Origin of the sequence: Cupriavidus alkaliphilus (genome assembly GCF_900094595.1) — a bacterium.
Classification (GTDB): Bacteria; Pseudomonadota; Gammaproteobacteria; order Burkholderiales; family Burkholderiaceae; genus Cupriavidus; species Cupriavidus alkaliphilus.
In genome coordinates this window covers 1-17,482 of the sequence record NZ_FMAD01000003.1, presented here as the reverse complement: position 1 = coordinate 17,482, position 17,482 = coordinate 1, and the positions used below count along the sequence as shown (strand labels likewise).

At 67.3% G+C, this 17,482-nt stretch carries 12 protein-coding genes; 7 read left to right on the top strand and 5 right to left on the bottom strand.

The features are described 5' to 3' along the window. Positions 1-104: 104 nt before the first annotated feature. Entirely contained in the window at positions 105-1,727 is a 1,623-nt protein-coding gene (locus tag GA0116996_RS06700; protein ID WP_092308453.1) for an ABC-F family ATPase, read from the top strand. Positions 1,728-1,793: 66 nt separating this feature from the next. Here the strand turns inward: GA0116996_RS06700 and GA0116996_RS06695 are convergent, their stop codons facing one another. Continuing rightward, the gene (locus GA0116996_RS06695; RefSeq protein ID WP_092308452.1) at positions 1,794-2,396 is read right to left on the bottom strand and encodes a hypothetical protein; all 603 of its coding nucleotides are present in this window, start codon (positions 2,394-2,396) and stop codon (positions 1,794-1,796) included. Positions 2,397-2,639: 243 nt separating this feature from the next. Between GA0116996_RS06695 and GA0116996_RS06690 the strand changes: the two genes are divergently transcribed. The 4 genes from GA0116996_RS06690 (at position 2,640) to GA0116996_RS06675 (ending at position 8,230) form a co-directional block, all read left to right on the top strand. After that, entirely contained in the window at positions 2,640-4,073 is a 1,434-nt protein-coding gene (locus GA0116996_RS06690) for an aldehyde dehydrogenase family protein (RefSeq protein WP_092308450.1), read from the top strand. Between the two features lie 142 nt (positions 4,074-4,215). Next, on the top strand, positions 4,216-6,675 hold the full coding sequence (locus GA0116996_RS06685; RefSeq protein WP_092308448.1) for a penicillin acylase family protein: 2,460 nt from the start codon (positions 4,216-4,218) through the stop codon (positions 6,673-6,675). Between the two features lie 131 nt (positions 6,676-6,806). After that, a complete protein-coding gene (locus tag GA0116996_RS06680; RefSeq protein WP_092308446.1) occupies positions 6,807-7,514 on the top strand; it encodes a glutamine amidotransferase in 708 nt (235 codons plus the stop codon). Then, complete coding sequence (locus tag GA0116996_RS06675) at positions 7,511-8,230, top strand: MOSC domain-containing protein (RefSeq protein WP_092308444.1); 720 nt, start codon at positions 7,511-7,513, stop codon at positions 8,228-8,230. Before GA0116996_RS06680 ends, GA0116996_RS06675 begins: the two co-directional genes overlap by 4 nt. Positions 8,231-8,251: 21 nt before the next feature. Here GA0116996_RS06675 and GA0116996_RS06670 read toward each other — a convergent pair whose 3' ends face one another. After that, positions 8,252-8,503 carry a DUF1289 domain-containing protein gene (locus GA0116996_RS06670; protein ID WP_092308442.1) on the bottom strand — a complete coding sequence of 84 codons (252 nt, stop codon included), beginning with the start codon at positions 8,501-8,503 and terminating at the stop codon, positions 8,252-8,254. 168 nt (positions 8,504-8,671) lie between these two features. Between GA0116996_RS06670 and GA0116996_RS06665 the strand changes: the two genes are divergently transcribed. Together GA0116996_RS06665 and GA0116996_RS06660 are read left to right on the top strand one after the other, a co-directional pair. Continuing rightward, positions 8,672-9,145, top strand: a complete 474-nt coding sequence (locus GA0116996_RS06665) for a PaaI family thioesterase (RefSeq protein WP_092308440.1) — start codon at positions 8,672-8,674, stop codon at positions 9,143-9,145. Positions 9,146-9,626: 481 nt separating this feature from the next. Further along, the gene (locus GA0116996_RS06660) at positions 9,627-11,654 is read left to right on the top strand and encodes a galactose oxidase early set domain-containing protein (RefSeq protein WP_092308438.1); all 2,028 of its coding nucleotides are present in this window, start codon (positions 9,627-9,629) and stop codon (positions 11,652-11,654) included. A 100-nt stretch (positions 11,655-11,754) separates the two neighbouring features. Here GA0116996_RS06660 and GA0116996_RS06655 read toward each other — a convergent pair whose 3' ends face one another. From GA0116996_RS06655 to acnD, 3 genes are all read right to left on the bottom strand, one after another. Further along, positions 11,755-12,879, bottom strand: a complete 1,125-nt coding sequence (locus GA0116996_RS06655) for an asparaginase (protein WP_092308436.1) — start codon at positions 12,877-12,879, stop codon at positions 11,755-11,757. A 287-nt stretch (positions 12,880-13,166) separates the two neighbouring features. Then, positions 13,167-14,357 (bottom strand): 2-methylaconitate cis-trans isomerase PrpF, encoded by a 1,191-nt coding sequence (gene prpF / locus GA0116996_RS06650; protein ID WP_092308434.1) that lies wholly within the window; start codon positions 14,355-14,357, stop codon positions 13,167-13,169. Between the two features lie 276 nt (positions 14,358-14,633). Then, a complete protein-coding gene (acnD, locus tag GA0116996_RS06645; RefSeq protein ID WP_092308432.1) occupies positions 14,634-17,246 on the bottom strand; it encodes a Fe/S-dependent 2-methylisocitrate dehydratase AcnD in 2,613 nt (870 codons plus the stop codon). Positions 17,247-17,482: the final 236 nt, after the last annotated feature.

Genomic DNA, 17,482 nt, shown 5'->3' with positions numbered 1-17,482 from the left:
TCTCGCATGAACCCGGCGTGGCCCGTGCCGCAGCGCCGGCCATGGCCGCCGGAATTCTTCCGGCCCGCGCCGCGGCGCCACAATCTCCAGACAAGGTTCAAGACGTGCTTTCTACCGCAAACATCACCATGCAGTTCGGCCCCAAGCCGTTGTTCGAGAATATCTCGGTCAAGTTCGGCGAGGGCAACCGCTACGGCCTGATCGGCGCGAACGGCTGCGGCAAGTCCACCTTCATGAAGATCCTGGGCGGCGACCTCGAGCCGTCGTCGGGCAACGTCATGCTGGAGCCGGGCATCCGCCTGGGCAAGCTGCGCCAGGACCAGTTCGCCTATGAAGACATGCGCGTGCTGGATGTGGTGATGATGGGCCACACCGAGATGTGGGCCGCCGCGCAGGAACGCGACGCCATCTACGCCAATCCGGAAGCGACCGACGAAGACTACATGAAGGCCGCCGAGCTCGAGGCCAAGTACGCCGAATACGACGGCTACACCGCCGAGGCGCGCGCCGGCGAACTGCTGCTGGGCGTGGGCATCCCCACCGCGCAGCACCAGGGCCCGATGAGCGACGTCGCGCCGGGCTGGAAGCTGCGCGTGCTGCTGGCGCAGGCACTGTTCTCGAACCCGGACGTGCTGCTGCTGGACGAGCCCACCAACAACCTGGACATCAACACCATCCGCTGGCTGGAGACCGTGCTCAACGAGCGCAACTCCACCATGATCATCATCTCGCACGATCGCCACTTCCTGAACTCGGTCTGCACCCACATGGCCGACATGGACTACGGCACGCTCAAGGTCTACCCGGGCAACTACGACGAGTACATGGAAGCGTCGATGCAGGCCCGCGAGCGCCAGATGGCCGCCAACGCGCGCGCCAAGGAGCGCATCAGCGAACTGCAGGACTTCGTGCGCCGCTTCTCGGCCAACAAGTCCAAGGCCCGCCAGGCCACCTCGCGCGCCAAGCAGATCGAGAAGATCAAGGTCGAGGACATCAAGCCGTCGTCGCGCCAGAACCCGTTTATCCGCTTCGAGTTCGAGAAGAAGCTGCACAACCTCGCGGTGGAAGTCGAAGGCATCACCAAGACCTACGACCGCAAGATCATCGACAACCTGTCGATGGCGATCCAGGCCGGCGAGCGCGTGGCGATCATCGGCGAGAACGGCGCGGGCAAGACCACGCTGCTGCGCAGCCTGCTGAACGGCGCGGTGCAGACCGGCGTGCAGCGCGGCGTCGAGGTGGACCGCGGCACGGTCAAGTGGGCCGAGAACGCCAACGTCGGCTACATGCCGCAGGACACCTACGAGGAATTCCCGGTAGACCGCGACGTGATGGACTGGATGAGCCAGTGGACCCAGGCCGGCGACGACGAGACCTCGCTGCGCGGCACGCTGGGCCGCCTGCTGTTCTCGGCCGACGACATCAAGAAGAACGTCAAGGTGCTGTCCGGCGGCGAGAAGGGCCGCATGATCTGGGGCAAGCTGATGCTGGGCCGCCACAACGTGCTGGCGCTGGACGAGCCGACCAACCACATGGACATGGAATCGATCGAGTCGATGCAGATCGCGCTGGACAAGTTCCAGGGCACGCTGATCTTCGTCTCGCACGACCGCGAGTTCGTCAGCGGCCTGGCCACGCGCATCATCGAGGTCCGCACCGACGGCACGCTGACCGACTACCTGGGTACGTACGACGAGTACCTGCAGTCGCAGGGCATCGACGGCTGAGCGCCACACCCCACTGCATGCTGAAGGCCGCCTACGGGCGGCCTTTTCTTTGTCCGCACCGGCGTGTCAGGCGGCGCTGCCGTCGCGGAGCTGGTCCAGCTGCGCCATGATGGCGCGGGCGGTGATGTCGCCCCGCGCCTTGAGCAGCGCCGCGTGCAGCGGTTCGCGCAGCGCCATCAGCGCGGGCAGGTCGGCGGCCTTCTCGACCTTCACCTGCAGCATGTAGCCGCGCAGCCCGAGATGCTGCCCGATCACGTCGGTATAGAAATGGTAGACGCGCTGGTATGCCTGGATCTCGGCGGGCGAGTGGGCCGCCGCTGCACTGGCATGCGGCGGCGCCGCTACCTCGGCCACCGGCGCATGGCGCATCGCGTAGACCGAGAACAGGTTGGTGTCGGCAGCCGGTGGCGCGACCCGTGCGGGTGCTTGCGGCGCGCTGGCGGGTGGCTGCGCCGGTTCGGCGACGGCTTCGACCAGCCCCTGGGCCAGCAGCGTTGCCATGGCCTCCGGGCCGATCCCCATGCCCGCCACCTGCGCCAGCAATGCCTGCTCGCGGCGCTCGCCGTTGACCATCAGCAAAAGCGCGCGCAGCTTGTGGTCCAGCTTGCGCGCGCGGCTGCGGATCTCGTCCTGTCCCGCCTCTGTCTTGCGGTAGATCGGATCGACCATGCCTCGCCCCCTTTTTTGTTATGTGCGCGCGCCGTGGCGAGTCTCCCCCGTCCACGCCTCGCGTGTCTCCCGTCTGTCACCCGCGGCCGATTATCGCCAGGTTCTTGTGCGGAGCGGCAGGCGCGGCCGGCGCCATTTCCCCCAGCGCCATAACATGGGCCGGAATCCGCTCTACAATGTGCCTGCACCATAAAAGTAACAAAAAATTGCAATCGCCAATTCACCAAACCGAGAACTGTGGCCATGCAACAACGAGACAAACTCTTCATTAACGGCAAGTGGGTCGCGCCCCACGGCAACGGCAAGATCGATGTCATCCATTCCGCCACCGAAGCGGTGATGGGGACCATTCCGGAAGGCTCGGCCCGCGACGCCGAAGATGCCATCCAGGCGGCGCGCGCGGCCTTCGACGGCTGGTCGGCCACGCCGCCGGCAGTGCGGGCCGACTATATCGCCCGGATCGCCGAAGGGCTGAAGGCACGCAGCGAAGAACTGGCGCAGCTGATCGCCGGCGAAGTCGGCATGCCGATCAAGCTGGCGCGCGCGATCCAGGTCGGCGGCCCGGTCTACAACTGGGGCCAGGCCGCCAGGCTGCTGGAAGGCTTTCACTTCGAGGAAGAAGTCGGCAATTCGCTGGTGGTGCGCGAGCCGGTGGGCGTGGTCGGCGCGATCACGCCGTGGAACTATCCGCTCAACCAGATCACGCTGAAGGTGGCGCCGGCGCTGGCCGCGGGCTGCACCGTGGTGCTCAAGCCCTCCGAGGTGGCGCCGCTCAATGCCTTCGTGCTGGCCGAAGTGATCGAGGCCGCCGGCCTGCCGCCGGGCGTGTTCAACCTGGTGACCGGTTACGGCCCGGTGGTGGGCGAGGTGCTGGCCAGCCATCCGGAAGTCGACATGGTGTCGTTCACCGGCTCGACCCGCGCCGGCAAGCGCGTGTCCGAGCTGGCCGCGCAAACGGTCAAGCGCGTCGCGCTGGAACTGGGCGGCAAGTCGGCCTCGGTGATCCTGGACGATGCCGACCTGCCGGCTGCGGTAAAGGGCACCATCAATGCCTGCTTCCTCAACTCCGGCCAGACCTGCTCGGCGCACACGCGCATGCTGGTGCCGCGCGCCCGCTACGACGAAGTCAAGGCGATCGCGCAGAAGGTGGTCGCCGGCTTTACCGTGGGCGATCCGCTGCAGGAAACCAGCAAGCTGGGCCCACTGATCTCCGCGGTGCAGAAGGACCGCGTGACCGGCTATATCCGCCGCGGCCTGGAAGAGGGCGCCGAGCTGGTGGCCGGCGGCCCGGAGACACCGGAAGGACTGGAGCAGGGCTTCTATGTCAAGCCGACCGTGCTCGGCAACGTCGAGCCGCGCGCGACCGTGGCGCAGGAAGAGATCTTCGGGCCGGTGCTGTCGATCATCTGCTATGACACCGAGGAAGACGCGGTGCGCATCGCCAACGACAGCATCTACGGCCTGGGCGGCGGGGTCTGGTCCGGCGACGAGGCGCGCGCGGTCCGCGTGGCGCGCCGCATCCGCACCGGCCAGGTCGATATCAACGGCGGGCCGTTCAACATGCAGGCGCCGTTCGGCGGCTACAAGCAGTCCGGCAACGGCCGCGAAGCCGGCAAGTACGGGCTGGAGGAGTTCCTCGAGTACAAGTCGCTGCAGCTGAAAAAGTCCGCCGCCTGACGGGCCCGCACGCGGGCAGTACAGGAGCGTGGAAATGCCCGGCTGGTCCGGGCATTTTTTCGTGCGCGGAATACGTGGAAAATGCGCGGATAATGCGCGACAGTGCGCGGAACAACATGACAACGACAAAGGGGGAACAACGATGCGCGGGTTCGGTCGGCTGACCAGGTGGCTGGCGGTGCTGCTGGGGCTGGCGGTGGCCGGCGCGGCGGGCGCTCTGGTCTGGTATCGCCATGCGGCACATCCGCCGGTGTCGGGCAACGAGGTGCTGGCGGGGTTGCGCGAACCGGTCACGGTCGTGCGCGACAGCCACGGCGTGCCGCATATCCGCGCCGCCAGCAAGGCCGATGCGTGGTTCGCGCTGGGATACGTGCACGCGCAGGACCGACTGTGGCAGATGCAGATGAACAAGCGCATCGTCGCGGGCCGGCTCGCGGAAATCCTGGGCCCGTCCGCCGTCGATAACGACAAGTTCCTGCGCACGCTGGGCGTGCGGCGCAACGCCGAGGCCATTTTCGCGCAGGCGTCGCCCGAGGCGCGCGCGGCGCTGCAGGCCTATGCCGACGGCGTCAATGCATGGATCGACCAGCGCAAAGGCCCGCTGCCGCCGGAGTTCCTGCTGCTGCGCACCCGGCCGGAGCGCTGGGAACCGGCCGACACGCTGGGCTGGCAGACCATGATGGCATGGGACCTGGGCGGCAACTGGGTCCAGGAGACGCTGCGCATGCGGCTGGCGCAGGTGCTGCCGGTGGCCCGCATCAGCGAACTGCTGGCGCCGTATCCGGGCGAGCAGCCGGTACGCACCATGGACTATGGCCATCTGTACCGGCAACTGGCGCCGCTGGCGAGCGCGATGGCCAGCGTCGGCGACAAGGCGCCGCCGGGCTACGTCGAGGGCATGGGCTCCAACAACTGGGTGGTGTCGGGCGCGCGCACCCAATCGGGCAAGCCGATGCTGGCCAACGACCCGCATCTGGGGCTGCAGGCGCCGGCGCTGTGGTACTTCGCGCGCCTGAGCGCGCCCGGGCTCGAGGTTGCCGGCGCCACGCTGCCCGGCATGCCGCTGGTGGTGCTGGGGCACAACGACCGCATCGCCTGGGGACTGACCAATACCGCGCCCGACGTGCAGGACCTGTATCTCGAGCGCGTGCGACCGGGCAACGACACCCAGTACCAGACGCCGCAGGGCTGGGCCGCGTTCGAGACCCGCACCGAGACCATCCGCGTCAAGGGCGCCGCCGACGTGACGCTGAAGGTCCGCGGCACGCGCCACGGGCCGGTGATTTCGGATGTGGCCGAGTCGCTCGCCAGCGCCGCGGCGCCGCTGGGCGCGCAATATGTGGTGGCATTCCAGTGGACCGCACTGCGCCCGGACGACCGCACCTTCCTGGCGGGGCTGCGACTGAACCAGGCGCGCGACTGGAACAGCTTCACCGACGCGCTGCGCGACTTCCACTCGCCGCAGCAGAACATCGTCTATGCCGACGTCGACGGCAATATCGGCTTCTATGCGCCGGGCCGCGTGCCGCTGCGCCGCGCCGACAACGACCTCAAGGGCCTGGCCCCGGCGCCCGGCTGGGATGCGCGCTACGACTGGACCGGCTTTATCCCGTTCGAGGCGCTGCCGCACCAGTACAACCCTGCCGGAGGCGTGATCGTGACGGCCAACCAGCGCATCGTCGCGCCCGACTATCCGTACTTCATCACCAGCGAATGGACCGTGCCGTATCGCTTCGACCGCATCCGCACGCTGCTGGCGGCGACGCCCAAGCATACGTTCGAAAGCTTCGCCGCGATCCAGAAGGACGTGGTCTCGCTGGCGGTGCGCGATGTCCTGCCGCTGCTGCTGGCCGCGCCGGTCAGCCGCGATGCCGCGCGCCCGGCACGCGAACGCGCCTTGCTGGAGGCATTGCGCCGGTGGGACGGCACCATGGACGCCGCGCGCGCCGAGCCGCTGGTGGTCACTGCATGGCTGCGCGAGCTGTCGCGCCGGCTGTTCGAGGAGAAAACCGGCGAGGCAATCTTCGTGCGCCTGTGGGACCAGCGCAACGTGCAGCAGCCCATGCTCAACATCCTGCGCGATCCGCGCAAGCTGGGCGCGTTCTGGTGCGACCGTCCCCATACCGGCCCGGCCGAGAGCTGCGACGATGCCGTGGCCGATGCCTGGACCCAGGCCATCGCGGACTTGTCGCGCCGCTATGGCGACGATCCCGCGCGCTGGCGCTGGGGCGAGGCCCACGCCGCGCGACTGGAGCACCGGCCGTTCGGCAAGGTCGGCTACCTGGCGCCGCTGTTCAGCCTGCGCGTGCCGACCGGCGGCGACACGTATACGGTCAACGTCGGCCGGCACAACCTGCGCGACGACAAGGCGCCGTTCGAAAACACCCATGCGGCCAGCGTGCGCGCGCTCTATGACCTGTCCGACCTGGCGGCGTCGCGCTTCATGGACTCCACCGGGCAGTCCGGCAATGCGCTGCTGCCGCGCTACCGTGACTGGATCGGCAAGTGGGCGGCGGTGGAGTACATCACCATGCCGCCGTCGGCAGCCCCCGGTCCGCAAGGCGCGGCGGACGCCCTGGTGCTGGCGCCTGCGACAAAATAGCGCGGGCCGCGGCATGCCTCGCCGGGAAGGTTCTCAAACTGGCGGGGTCATGCCTGGGTCGTCCACCGGCAGTCGGCGACAGACGCTAACATGTGGGCCTTTCTCTCCCTCACTTCCGGCAGGAGCCCCTGATGACAACGCGTACCACCCATGTGATCCAGCATGTCGCCTTCGAGCACGCGGGCGTGATCGGCAACGCCCTGCGCGCGCGCGGGCACACGCTGCGGGTGTTCCAGGCCGGCGTCGACGACCTTGGCCCCATCGCCAGCGAGCCGGCCGACCTGCTGCTGGTGCTCGGCGGTCCGATCGGGGTCTACGAGACCGACGCCTATCCGTGGCTGGAGGCGGAAATCGCGCTGATCCGGCAGCGCCTGGCCGCCGGCGGCAAGCTCATCGGCGTCTGCCTGGGCGCGCAGCTGATTGCGCGCGCCGCCGGTGCCAGGGTCTATCCCGGCCCCCGCGAGATCGGCTGGGCGCCGATCACGCCGACGCCGGCCGGACACGATTCGGCGCTGGCCGAGCTGGCCGCGGCGCAATGGGAAGTCCTGCACTGGCACGGCGACACCTTCGACCTGCCCGCCGGCGCGCAGTTGCTGGCTTCAACCGCGGCGGTACCGAACCAGGCTTATGCCATCGGCAACCAGGTGCTGGCGCTGCAGTTTCACCCCGAAGTCATGCCGCGCGATATCGAGGCCTGGCTGATCGGCCATACCGTCGAACTGGGCAAGGCCGGCATCGATCCGCGCACCATCCGCGCGCGCACCGCATGCGTCGGCGCCACCGTGGCGGCGGCAGGGGAGCGCATGTTCGCGCGCTGGCTGGAGCAGGCCGGACTATGAGCGAGGCCGCATCCATCCTGCGCGTGCCGGTCGCTGCGGTCCTGACCGGCGCGGTGCGCCCGTTCGGACCCAAGGGCGTACCCAGCGGCATTGCCAAGGCCGCAACGCGCGCGCGCCTGCGCGTGACCACGACCGGGCTCGTGGGCGACGGGCAGGGCGATCCGCGGCACCACGGCGGCCCGGAAAAGGCGCTGCACCACTATGCCTTCGACCACTACCCGGCGTGGCGCCTGGCGCTGCGGGAACAGGGCGCGTCGGCCGACGGCGTCCTCGACACGCCTGGCGCCTTCGGCGAGAACCTGAGCACCACGGGCGTGACCGAAGCCGACGTCTGCATCGGCGACCGCTTCCGCCTGGGCACGGCGCTGGTCGAGGTGTCGCAGGCGCGCCAGCCGTGCTGGAAGCTCAATCACCGCTTCGGCTATGCGGGCATGTCGCGCGCCGTGCAGCAGAGCCTGCGCACCGGCTGGTACTACCGCGTGCTGGAAGCCGGCGAGGTCGCCGCGGGCGATATGCTCGAACTGGTGGCGCGGCCCTGTCCCGGATGGTCGCTGCACCATCTGCTGCGGGTGCTGTATGTCGACCGGCTCGACTATGCCGCGCTGGAGGAAATGGCCGCGCTGGCGCCGCTGGCCGAAAGCTGGCGCAAGCTGGCGCGGCAGCGGCTGGAACGGCGCGAAGTCGAAGCGATGGAGCGGCGCCTGTCTGGAGAATGACGGGCTGCGGGTGCGCGCGGCTCAGCCCTGGCGGAATCGCTTGCCGGTGCCTTCGCGCGTGATGCGTTCCCACACCTGCTGCTTTTCCTCGTCGCTGAAAAATACCCAGTTGCTGACCTCGGCCGCGGTGCGGCCGCAGCCCTGGCACACCTCGTCGAACAAGGTCGAGCAGATGCCGATGCAGGGGCTGTCCGGGCGCTCGGACAGCGTGGAATCCGTGTTGCCGTGGTCCGGTTGGGGGCGGAGCGGGGCGGATTCGGGAAGTGACGGCATGGTGGCGGCAGGGCGGAGGGTAAAACGGCCGCCCATTATATCGGGAGCGCAGCGGCAGCCCGGCCAAAGGCGTGCCGCGGGGGCGGGGGATTACCTCGGACGTCATTGAGCCATGCCGCGGGCGCCATTACGCTGCGTCAGGAATCGCGCCTTTTCAGGAGTCCAGCCATGCCCCACACCATCGCCGCCGTGCCCCTTTCCCAAGACCGCCGCCCAGCCGGCGTCGACCCGCGCATGCGCGCCATGGTCGATAACGTGCTGCTGGGATCTCCCGTGGCGCGCGCCCTCGGCGTGCGGCTGGCAAGCCTGGCGCCGGACCATGTCGAACTGGAGATGCCGTTCCTGCCGACCAACGTGACCCACGGCAGCATCGTGCACGGCGGTGTCATTGCCACGCTGATCGACATCGCCGGCGCGGCCGCGGCGGCGTCTGGCGCAAGTGCCGACGACGTGAAAGGCGGAGCGACCGGTTCGCTGTCGATCCAGTATCTGGCGCCGGCACAAGGGGCCGCGCTGCGGGCGGTGGCGTCGGTGGCCCGGCGTGGCCGCCGGCAGGTGGTGACGGATGTCTCGGTGTACGCCGAAGCGCCCGACGAGGGCGTTCTGGTCGCCAAGGCCTTGATGAGCAGCGCCATGTTCTGAGTCGGCGCGCTGAAGGGCGTGCTGTTCGATCCTATTAACGCAATTAACCGCCAGAAATTCCCCCTAGCACCCAGGCGCGCCAGTGAAACTGGCGCGATCTGCTGGCAGTTGCCAGGATTCGCTTTCGCCCGGGCTCGCTGCAAACGCGGCCGGAACCATATCCCGGCTGAACCGAAAAAAATTCCACGCCGCCATGAGGCGGGCAACTTCGTCGATCGGGCCGGCCTGACCCGGCGACCAGACAGGCAGATGTCACGCATCACGTCTGTGCGGTGGGTCACATACGTGTACGACCATAGGTGCACCAGCTGGGCATCAGCGGGCCACAACGCTGCCTAAACTGATTTTATGCTCACCACCGGATATGCAAAAAAAGGCGGTGCAAGGCTGCGCGCCACCAACATTTATGCATTTAAAGAAAAGCCAAAAAAATTGAAAAAAATCCGGGTCTTTGGGGCAATGGTCTTGGAGGAGGTGTGGCATGAAGACCGTGCAAAAAACTTTCGCGGCGGCAGTGGCGGGCACGTGCTCGTTATGGCTGGTCGTCGTGCCGGCAGGCCCCGCGCGGGCGGCTGTCGAGTGTCCCGAAGCCGGTCCGGCGGTATGTGGAGAAAAGAGCGGCCTGGTTCCGGCTCACAAGGATTTTATCCATGCAACGCTGATATGGAACAAGAAATATTCGACCTGCCCCAACATGCTGGTCTGGATGCGGCCGTCGGAATATAAACCAAAACATTATCTCAATGCGCCGGTTCCCGGCAGCAATGTATTTCCGGGATTCAACCAGAAATACATCGAACTGGTACAGGGCGGGTTCGGCCTTGGCCAGCTCGACGAGAGCGGCTGGTCCCGCTACGGCCCGGACCTCGAGCGCGAAAACGCCCAGCTGCTGGATGTGTGCGGACTGCAGTCGATGATCGATACCGGCGTGTTCACCAAGAACGCGATCGCCGACCTGACCAGCGCGGACATCAGCAGCACCGACCGGTTCTTCACGGATGCCGGCTTTTCCAGGGGCCTGGGCTATAACCTGTTCTGCAATGGGCATGTGTCCGGCGTGGATGGACGGATCTACGTGGTCGGGCTGCATGACAAGGGCGGCAACAACGGCGGCAGGAAGATCAATATCTTCGATCCGAAAGCCGAGGCATGGGTACCAAGGCCGATGCCATGCGTCAGAATCGGCTATGAAATGGATCCGACCGGCGTGCTGTCTCACTGCGATCCGCTCAACGAGAACAACACCGATCCGCCGACCCCGTCAGACCTGAAATACCAGCGCTGGTACCCGACCGCGGTGACCTTGCCGGACGGCAGGATCCTGGTGCTGTCCGGCTCCGACCAGGACACCAGCGTAGGGCCGGCCAACGCCGGCAGCACCAAGGTGCGCCAGGGCGTGCCGGAAGTCTACGACCCCAAGACCGACACGACGGTGGCCCTGGAAAACGCATGGAAGCAGTTGCCGATGTATCCGCGCGCCTTTGTCGTCCAGACCGGCCCGAACGAGAAGGACTGGAAGGTTGCGGTCACGGCCGAGGTGGTGCCGCCGCTCCCGGGCCAGCCGGGCGGGCTCAATATCGGTGGATACGACCCGTTCTTCTACAGCGGCAATACCTATCTGCTCGACGTCCAGGGCGCGCTCGCCGATCCGCTGGTCGCCACGCGCGCGCAGAATCACTGGACCTTTGTCGACACCGCCCAGAACGGTCACGACAGCGGCGCCGGCGTGCTGATGGTGACGATTCGCGCGGACGGCACCTGGTCGCAGGAGGTCTTCCTGTTCGGCGGCTCGAGCGGGGGCGACACGCCCGACTCGGCGGTCGCGGAAACGATCGATTTTTCCAGCGCGACGCCGAAATGGAAGCCGCTCGCCAGTCTCATCCAGCCAGTCACGCAAAACAATGTGGTGGCCCTGCCGGACGGGAAACTGCTGGTGGTTGGTGGCACGAGCGGACGCACCAACAGCCTGCGCTATCAGATGTTCAATCCGGCGGACGGCCGCCGCACCGACCTGGTGTCGTCTCCCGTGCCAAGGCACGATCACTCCACGGCGCTGCTGATGCCCAATGGGGCGGTCTGGGTCATGGGCGGCAACCGTGTCAACCTGATTCCGGGATCGCCGCAGACGCAGGCGCAGCGGGATGCCGCCGTCCCGGTGATCGAGCAGTACAAGCCGCCTTACTTCTTCAAGGGTGCGAAGCCGGTCATCGACGATGCGCCGGCCAGCATCCGCCACGGCAACAAGTTCAAGCTGGAGGTGTCCGGCACCGAGGTGGCATCGGTAACGATGATCCGTACCGGCCCGATCACGCACAACTGGACCTGGGGCAACCAGTACGTGAAGCTGCCGTTCGCGCAGCAAGGCGGCAAGCTCGAGGTCACCGCGCCGCCGCTGCCGGGGCTGGCGATCGCCGGCGATTACCTTCTTTACGTCGTCGGCAGGAACGGTGCGGTCAGCGACGGCCGGCACCTGGTGCTCAAGCTCATGAGCGACCCTGAGCCGGATTGATGACACCCCCCGGGCTTCCCGGCCCGGCCGCGGGTCGGGAAGCGCCTGAGTTCCGGGATCGGCCAGGAGCTAGCGCTGGGCGACCCGGTACTGTCCTGGATCAGTACTTCCAGAACACCTGCTGCAGCGCCTTGCTGTCGTTGGTCTGCGTCAGCGCCAGCGCCATCAGGATGCGCGCCTTCTGCGGCAGTTGGTCATCGGTGACGATCCAGTCGTACTTGTCGTCCGGCTGCTCGGCGTTGCGCACCACCACGCCGCTGCCGGTGCGCGACGCGCGCACGATCTGCACGCCCTTGGCGCGCGCGGCCTTGAGCGACTCGACCATGTAGTCGCCGACGCTGCCGTTGCCGGTGGCGGCATAGATGATGGCCTTGGCGCCGCTCTTAACCGCCGCCTCGACCGCCGCCGGGTTGGCGTTGCCGTAGGCATAGACCACCGCCACCTCGGGCAGCTTGTCGATCTTGTCGATGTCCCACTGCGTCTGCAGCGTGTGCGGACGCGCCGGCAGGCGGTAGAACAGCGTGCGGCCTTCGACCACGTAGCCCAGCGGGCCGAAAGGCGAGCGGAAGGTCTCGGTCTTGAAGGTGTTGGTCTTGGAGACGTCGCGGCCGGTGTGGATCTCGTCGTTCAGCACCGCCAGCGTGCCCTTGCCCTTGGACGCCGGGTTGGCGGCGACCAGCACGGCGTCGTAGAGGTTCAGCGCGCCGTCTGCACCCAGCGCGGTGCCCGGGCGCATCGAGCCCACCACCACCACCGGCTTGTCGCTCTTCAGCGTCAGGTTGAGGAAATAAGCGGTTTCCTCGATGGTGTCGGTGCCATGCGTGATCACGATGCCGTCGACGTCAGGCTGCTTGAGCAATTCCGACACGCGCTTGGCGAGCTTGAGCAGGCGTTCGTTGTTGAAACTCTCCGAACCGATCTGGAAGATCTGCTCGCCCTTGACGTTGGCAACCTTGGAGACTTCCGGCACCGAGGCGATGATCTTGTCGACCGGGACCACGGCGGACTGGTAGGCGGCAGTGTTGGTCGCCGCGGCGCCGGCGCCGGCAATGGTGCCGCCGGTGCCGATGATGACGATGTTGGCCTTGCGCGCTTCGGCCGGAGCCGTGGCAGCGGCGGCGGCAGGCTGGGCCGCGGGCGCGAGCTGGGCGTGGGCGGCGCCGGTGATCAGGCTCGCCGACAGCAGGGCAGCGGCCAGCGTGGTGACGCGGGCGGAATGTTTCATGTTTCTCCTCGGTATCTATACGAACGTGTGGCCCGTACTGGAAGCGGCACGACATACCTTATGGGTGGAATGGTGCCGTCCGTGTTCAGTCGGTGGCTGTCCGCGTGCCGGGACTGTGGTGCAGAACCCGGCGCGGGCAGCGGCAGAGACTATACGTGAGGAGAAATTCGCGTTGGAAGGGCGGCGCAAGGGTTATGCCGATTCGGCATGAAACCGCCGCCGCCATAACTCCAGGCGCATACTTTGGCGAGGCCCGGCTGGCCGGCGCGGGCCTTGCGCTTGCCAGCTCAGAACGCGTCGCCGGGCACGCGCACCCAGCCTTCCATCAGCACGCGCGCGCTGCGGCTCATGATGGCCTTCCTGACCACCCATTCCCCATCGACCAGCTGCGCCTCGGCGCCGACGCGCAGCGTGCCGGACGGATGCCCGAACCGGACCGCGTTGCGTTCGCCGCCGCCGGCCGCCAGGTTGACCAGCGTGCCGGGGATGGCCGCCGCGGTGCCGATTGCCACCGCCGCCGTGCCCATCATGGCATGGTGGAGCTTGCCCATCGACAGCGCGCGCACCAGCAGGTCGACGTCGGCCGCGGCCACCTGCTTGCCGCTGGAGGCGGTGTAGTCCACCGGCCTGGCCACGAACGCGACCTTGGGCGTGTGCTGGCGCCGGGCCGCCTCGTCGATGTCCTGGATCAGCCCCATGCGCAGCGCGCCATGGGCGCGGATGGTCTCGAACATCGCCAGCGCCCTGGTGTCGCTGTTGATGGCGTCCTGCAGCTCGGTGCCGGTGTAGCCGATGCTCTCGGCGTTGACGAAGATGGTCGGGATGCCGGCGTTGATCATGGTTGCCTTGAGCGTGCCGACCCCCGGCACCTCCAGGTCATCGACGACATTGCCGGTCGGGAACATCGCGCCGCCCGCGCCTTCTTCATCGGCGGCCGGGTCCATGAACTCGAGCTGGACTTCGGCGGCCGGGAAGGTCACGCCGTCGAGTTCGAAGTCACCGGTTTCCTGCACTGCGCCGTTGGTGATGGGCACATGGCCGATAATGGTCTTGCCGATATTGGCCTGCCAGATGCGCACCACGGCCACGCCGTTCTGCGGAATGCGGCTCGGGTCGACCAGGCCGGCGCTGACGGCGAACGGGCCGACCGCGGCCGACAGGTTGCCGCAGTTGCCGCTCCAGTCGACAAAGGGCTGGTCGATCGAGACCTGGCCGAACAGGTAGTCGACATCGTGATCCGGACGCGTGCTCTTCGACAGGATCACGGTCTTGCTGGTGCTGGAGGTGGCCGCGCCCATGCCGTCGATCTGCTTGCCATAGGGATCGGGGCTGCCGATCACGCGCAGCAGCAGCGCGTCGCGCGCGGGGCCCGGCACCTGGGCGCGCTCGGGCAGGTCTTGCAGGCGGAAGAACACGCCCTTGCTGGTGCCGCCACGGATGTACGTGGCGGGGATCTTGATCTGGGGTACGTGGGCCATGGGAATGTTTTGTCGTGGTTAGGCCGGGGGCCTTGTACAGCCTGGGAATCAATGCGCGCGCAGGCAACGCGCGGTTCGTATGCGGGGTGGCTGATTGCATGCCACCGCCCCTGGCGGACGATCCCCTCTCCCGCGAAGTGGGAGAGGGGTGGGGGTAAGGGCGGGAGCCTCCACGAAGTCAGGCGCTTCGGTACTGGACGCGCCGGCCCTCACCCCGACCCCTCTCCCGCAACCGGGAGAGGGGAGCACACCGTCGGCTTCGGTTGCAGCCAAAGCTCAAGCCGCCGCCTTGTTCGACTCCAGGAAGTCCTGCGCAAACCGCTGCAGTACTCCGCCAGCCTCGTAGATCGACACTTCCTCGTCGCTGTCGAGACGGCAGGTCACCGGCACTTCCACGCGCTCGCCGTTCTTGCGATGCACCACCAGCGTCAGCGTCGCGCGCGGCTGGCGTTCGCCGATCACGTCGTAGGTCTCGGTGCCGTCCAGTCCCAGTGTCAGGCGGTTCACGCCCGGCTTGAACTCCAGCGGCAGCACGCCCATGCCGATCAGGTTGGTGCGGTGGATGCGCTCGAAGCCTTCGGCGACGATGGCTTCCACGCCGGCCAGGCGCACGCCCTTGGCGGCCCAGTCGCGCGACGAGCCCTGGCCATAGTCCGCGCCGGCGATGATGATCAGCGGCTGCTTGCGGTCCATGTAGGTCTCGATCGCTTCCCACATGCGCACCACCTTGCCTTCCGGCTCGATGCGCGCCAGCGAACCCTTCTTGACCTGGCCGTCGACCACGGCCATTTCATTGATCAGGGTGGGGTTGGCGAAGGTGGCGCGCTGCGCCGTCAGGTGGTCGCCCCGGTGCGTCGCGTACGAGTTGAAGTCCTCTTCCGGCAGGCCCATCCTGGCCAGGTACTCGCCGGCCGCGCTGTTCAGCAGGATCGCGTTGGACGGCGACAGGTGGTCGGTGGTGATGTTGTCGCCCAGCACCGCCAGCGGACGCAGGCCCTGCAGCGTGCGCTCGCCGGCCAGCGCGCCTTCCCAGTACGGCGGACGGCGGATATAGGTGCTCTGCGGGCGCCAGTCGTACAGCGGCGCGGCGCTCTCGCCGGTCTCGGCGGTCAGCGCGAACATCGGCTCATAGACCTTGCGGAACTGCTCGGGCTTGACGCTTTGCTTGACGATGGCGTCGATCTCTTCGTCGGTCGGCCAGATGTCCTTCAGGTAGACCGGCTTGCCGTCCTGGTCGTTGCCCAGCACGTCCTTCTCGATATCGAAGCGGATGGTGCCGGCGATGGCGTAGGCGACCACCAGCGGCGGCGAGGCCAGGAAGGCCTGCTTGGCATACGGGTGGATGCGGCCGTCGAAGTTGCGGTTGCCGGACAGCACGGCGGTGGCATACAGGTCGCGGTCGATGATTTCCTGCTGGATCTTCGGGTCGAGCGCGCCGGACATGCCGTTGCAGGTGGTGCAGGCAAAGGCGACGATGCCGAAGCCGAGTTTTTCCAGGTCGGGCAGCAGGTTGGATTCTTCCAGGTACAGCTCGACCGCCTTGGAGCCAGGCGCCAGCGACGACTTGACCCACGGCTTGCGCGTCAGGCCGCGCGCATTGGCGTTGCGCGCCAGCAGCGCGGCGGCGATCACGTTGCGCGGGTTGCTGGTGTTGGTGCAGCTGGTGATGGCGGCGATGATCACGGCGCCATCGGGCATCAGGCCTTCGGCCTCCTGCGCGCGAGCCTTGTCCAGGTCCACGGCGATGCCACGCTCGGCCAGTGCCGAGGTCGGCAGGCGCTTGTGCGGGTTGGACGGGCCGGCCATGTTGCGCACCACGCTCGACAGGTCGAACTTCAGCACGCGTTCGTATTCGGCATTCTTCAGCGAATCCGCCCACAGGCCGGCGGTTTTCGCGTAGGTCTCGACCAGCTTGAGCTGCTCGTCGGTGCGGCCGGTCAGGCGCAGGTACTCGATGGTCTGCTCGTCGATAAAGAACATCGCCGCGGTGGCGCCGTATTCCGGGGCCATGTTGGAGATGGTGGCGCGGTCGCCCAGCGTCAGGCTCGACGCGCCTTCGCCACGGAATTCCAGGTAGGCGCCGACCACCTTCTCCTTGCGCAGGAACTCGGTCAGCGCCAGCACGATGTCGGTGGCGGTAATGCCGGGCTGGCGCTTGCCGGTCAGCTCCACGCCGACGATATCCGGCAGGCGCATCCACGAGGCGCGGCCGAGCATCACGTTCTCGGCTTCCAGGCCGCCCACGCCGATGGCGATCACGCCCAGCGCATCGACGTGCGGGGTGTGGCTGTCGGTGCCGACGCAGGTATCGGGGTAGGCCACGCCATGGTCAGCGTGGATCACCGGCGACATCTTCTCCAGGTTGATCTGGTGCATGATGCCGTTGCCCGGCGGGATCACGTCGACGTTCTTGAACGCCTTCTTGGTCCAGTCGATGAAATGGAAACGGTCTTCGTTGCGCCGGTCTTCGATGGCGCGGTTCTTGGCGAAGGCATCGGGATCGAAGCCACCGCACTCCACCGCCAGCGAGTGGTCGACGATCAGCTGCACCGGCACCACCGGGTTGACCTTGGCCGGGTCGCCGCCCTGGTCGGCAATGGCGTCGCGCAGGCCGGCCAGGTCCACCAGCGCGGTCTGCCCCAGGATGTCGTGGCACACCACGCGCGCGGGGAACCACGGGAAGTCGAGGTCGCGCTTGCGCTCGATCAGCTGCTTGAGCGAATCCGTCAGGGTGGCGGGGTCGCAGCGGCGCACCAGGTTTTCTGCCAGCACGCGCGACGTGTACGGCAGCTTGTCGTAGGCACCCGGCTGGATCGCCTCGACCGCGGCGCGCGCGTCGAAGTAATCCAGCTTGGTGCCCGGTAGCGGTTTGCGGTTTGCAGAATTCATGGTGTAGGGAAATCTATATAAGTATGAAAAAGGGGTAGTGGCCCCGTGTCGGCGACCAACTACCCCTTTGCCCGCAGGCTCGGATTCAATGCAACCCGACGCAGGGCAATCCGGCAGCCGGTCTTACTTGCGATCCTTGATCGGCACGAACTTCAGGTTCTCCGGCCCGGTGTAGTTGGCGCTGGGGCGGATGATCTTGTTGTCGATGCGCTGCTCGATGATATGCGCGGCCCAGC

Coding starts and splice junctions, on each gene's coding strand:
- GA0116996_RS06695 (WP_092308452.1), bottom strand. CDS start 2,396: ATGGTCGATCCGATCTACCGCAAGACAGAGGCGGGACAGGACGAGATC.
- GA0116996_RS06690 (WP_092308450.1), top strand. CDS start 2,640: ATGCAACAACGAGACAAACTCTTCATTAACGGCAAGTGGGTCGCGCCC.
- GA0116996_RS06685 (WP_092308448.1), top strand. CDS start 4,216: ATGCGCGGGTTCGGTCGGCTGACCAGGTGGCTGGCGGTGCTGCTGGGG.
- GA0116996_RS06680 (WP_092308446.1), top strand. CDS start 6,807: ATGACAACGCGTACCACCCATGTGATCCAGCATGTCGCCTTCGAGCAC.
- GA0116996_RS06675 (WP_092308444.1), top strand. CDS start 7,511: ATGAGCGAGGCCGCATCCATCCTGCGCGTGCCGGTCGCTGCGGTCCTG.
- GA0116996_RS06670 (WP_092308442.1), bottom strand. CDS start 8,503: ATGCCGTCACTTCCCGAATCCGCCCCGCTCCGCCCCCAACCGGACCAC.
- GA0116996_RS06665 (WP_092308440.1), top strand. CDS start 8,672: ATGCCCCACACCATCGCCGCCGTGCCCCTTTCCCAAGACCGCCGCCCA.
- GA0116996_RS06660 (WP_092308438.1), top strand. CDS start 9,627: ATGAAGACCGTGCAAAAAACTTTCGCGGCGGCAGTGGCGGGCACGTGC.
- GA0116996_RS06655 (WP_092308436.1), bottom strand. CDS start 12,879: ATGAAACATTCCGCCCGCGTCACCACGCTGGCCGCTGCCCTGCTGTCG.
- prpF (WP_092308434.1), bottom strand. CDS start 14,357: ATGGCCCACGTACCCCAGATCAAGATCCCCGCCACGTACATCCGTGGC.
- acnD (WP_092308432.1), bottom strand. CDS start 17,246: ATGAATTCTGCAAACCGCAAACCGCTACCGGGCACCAAGCTGGATTAC.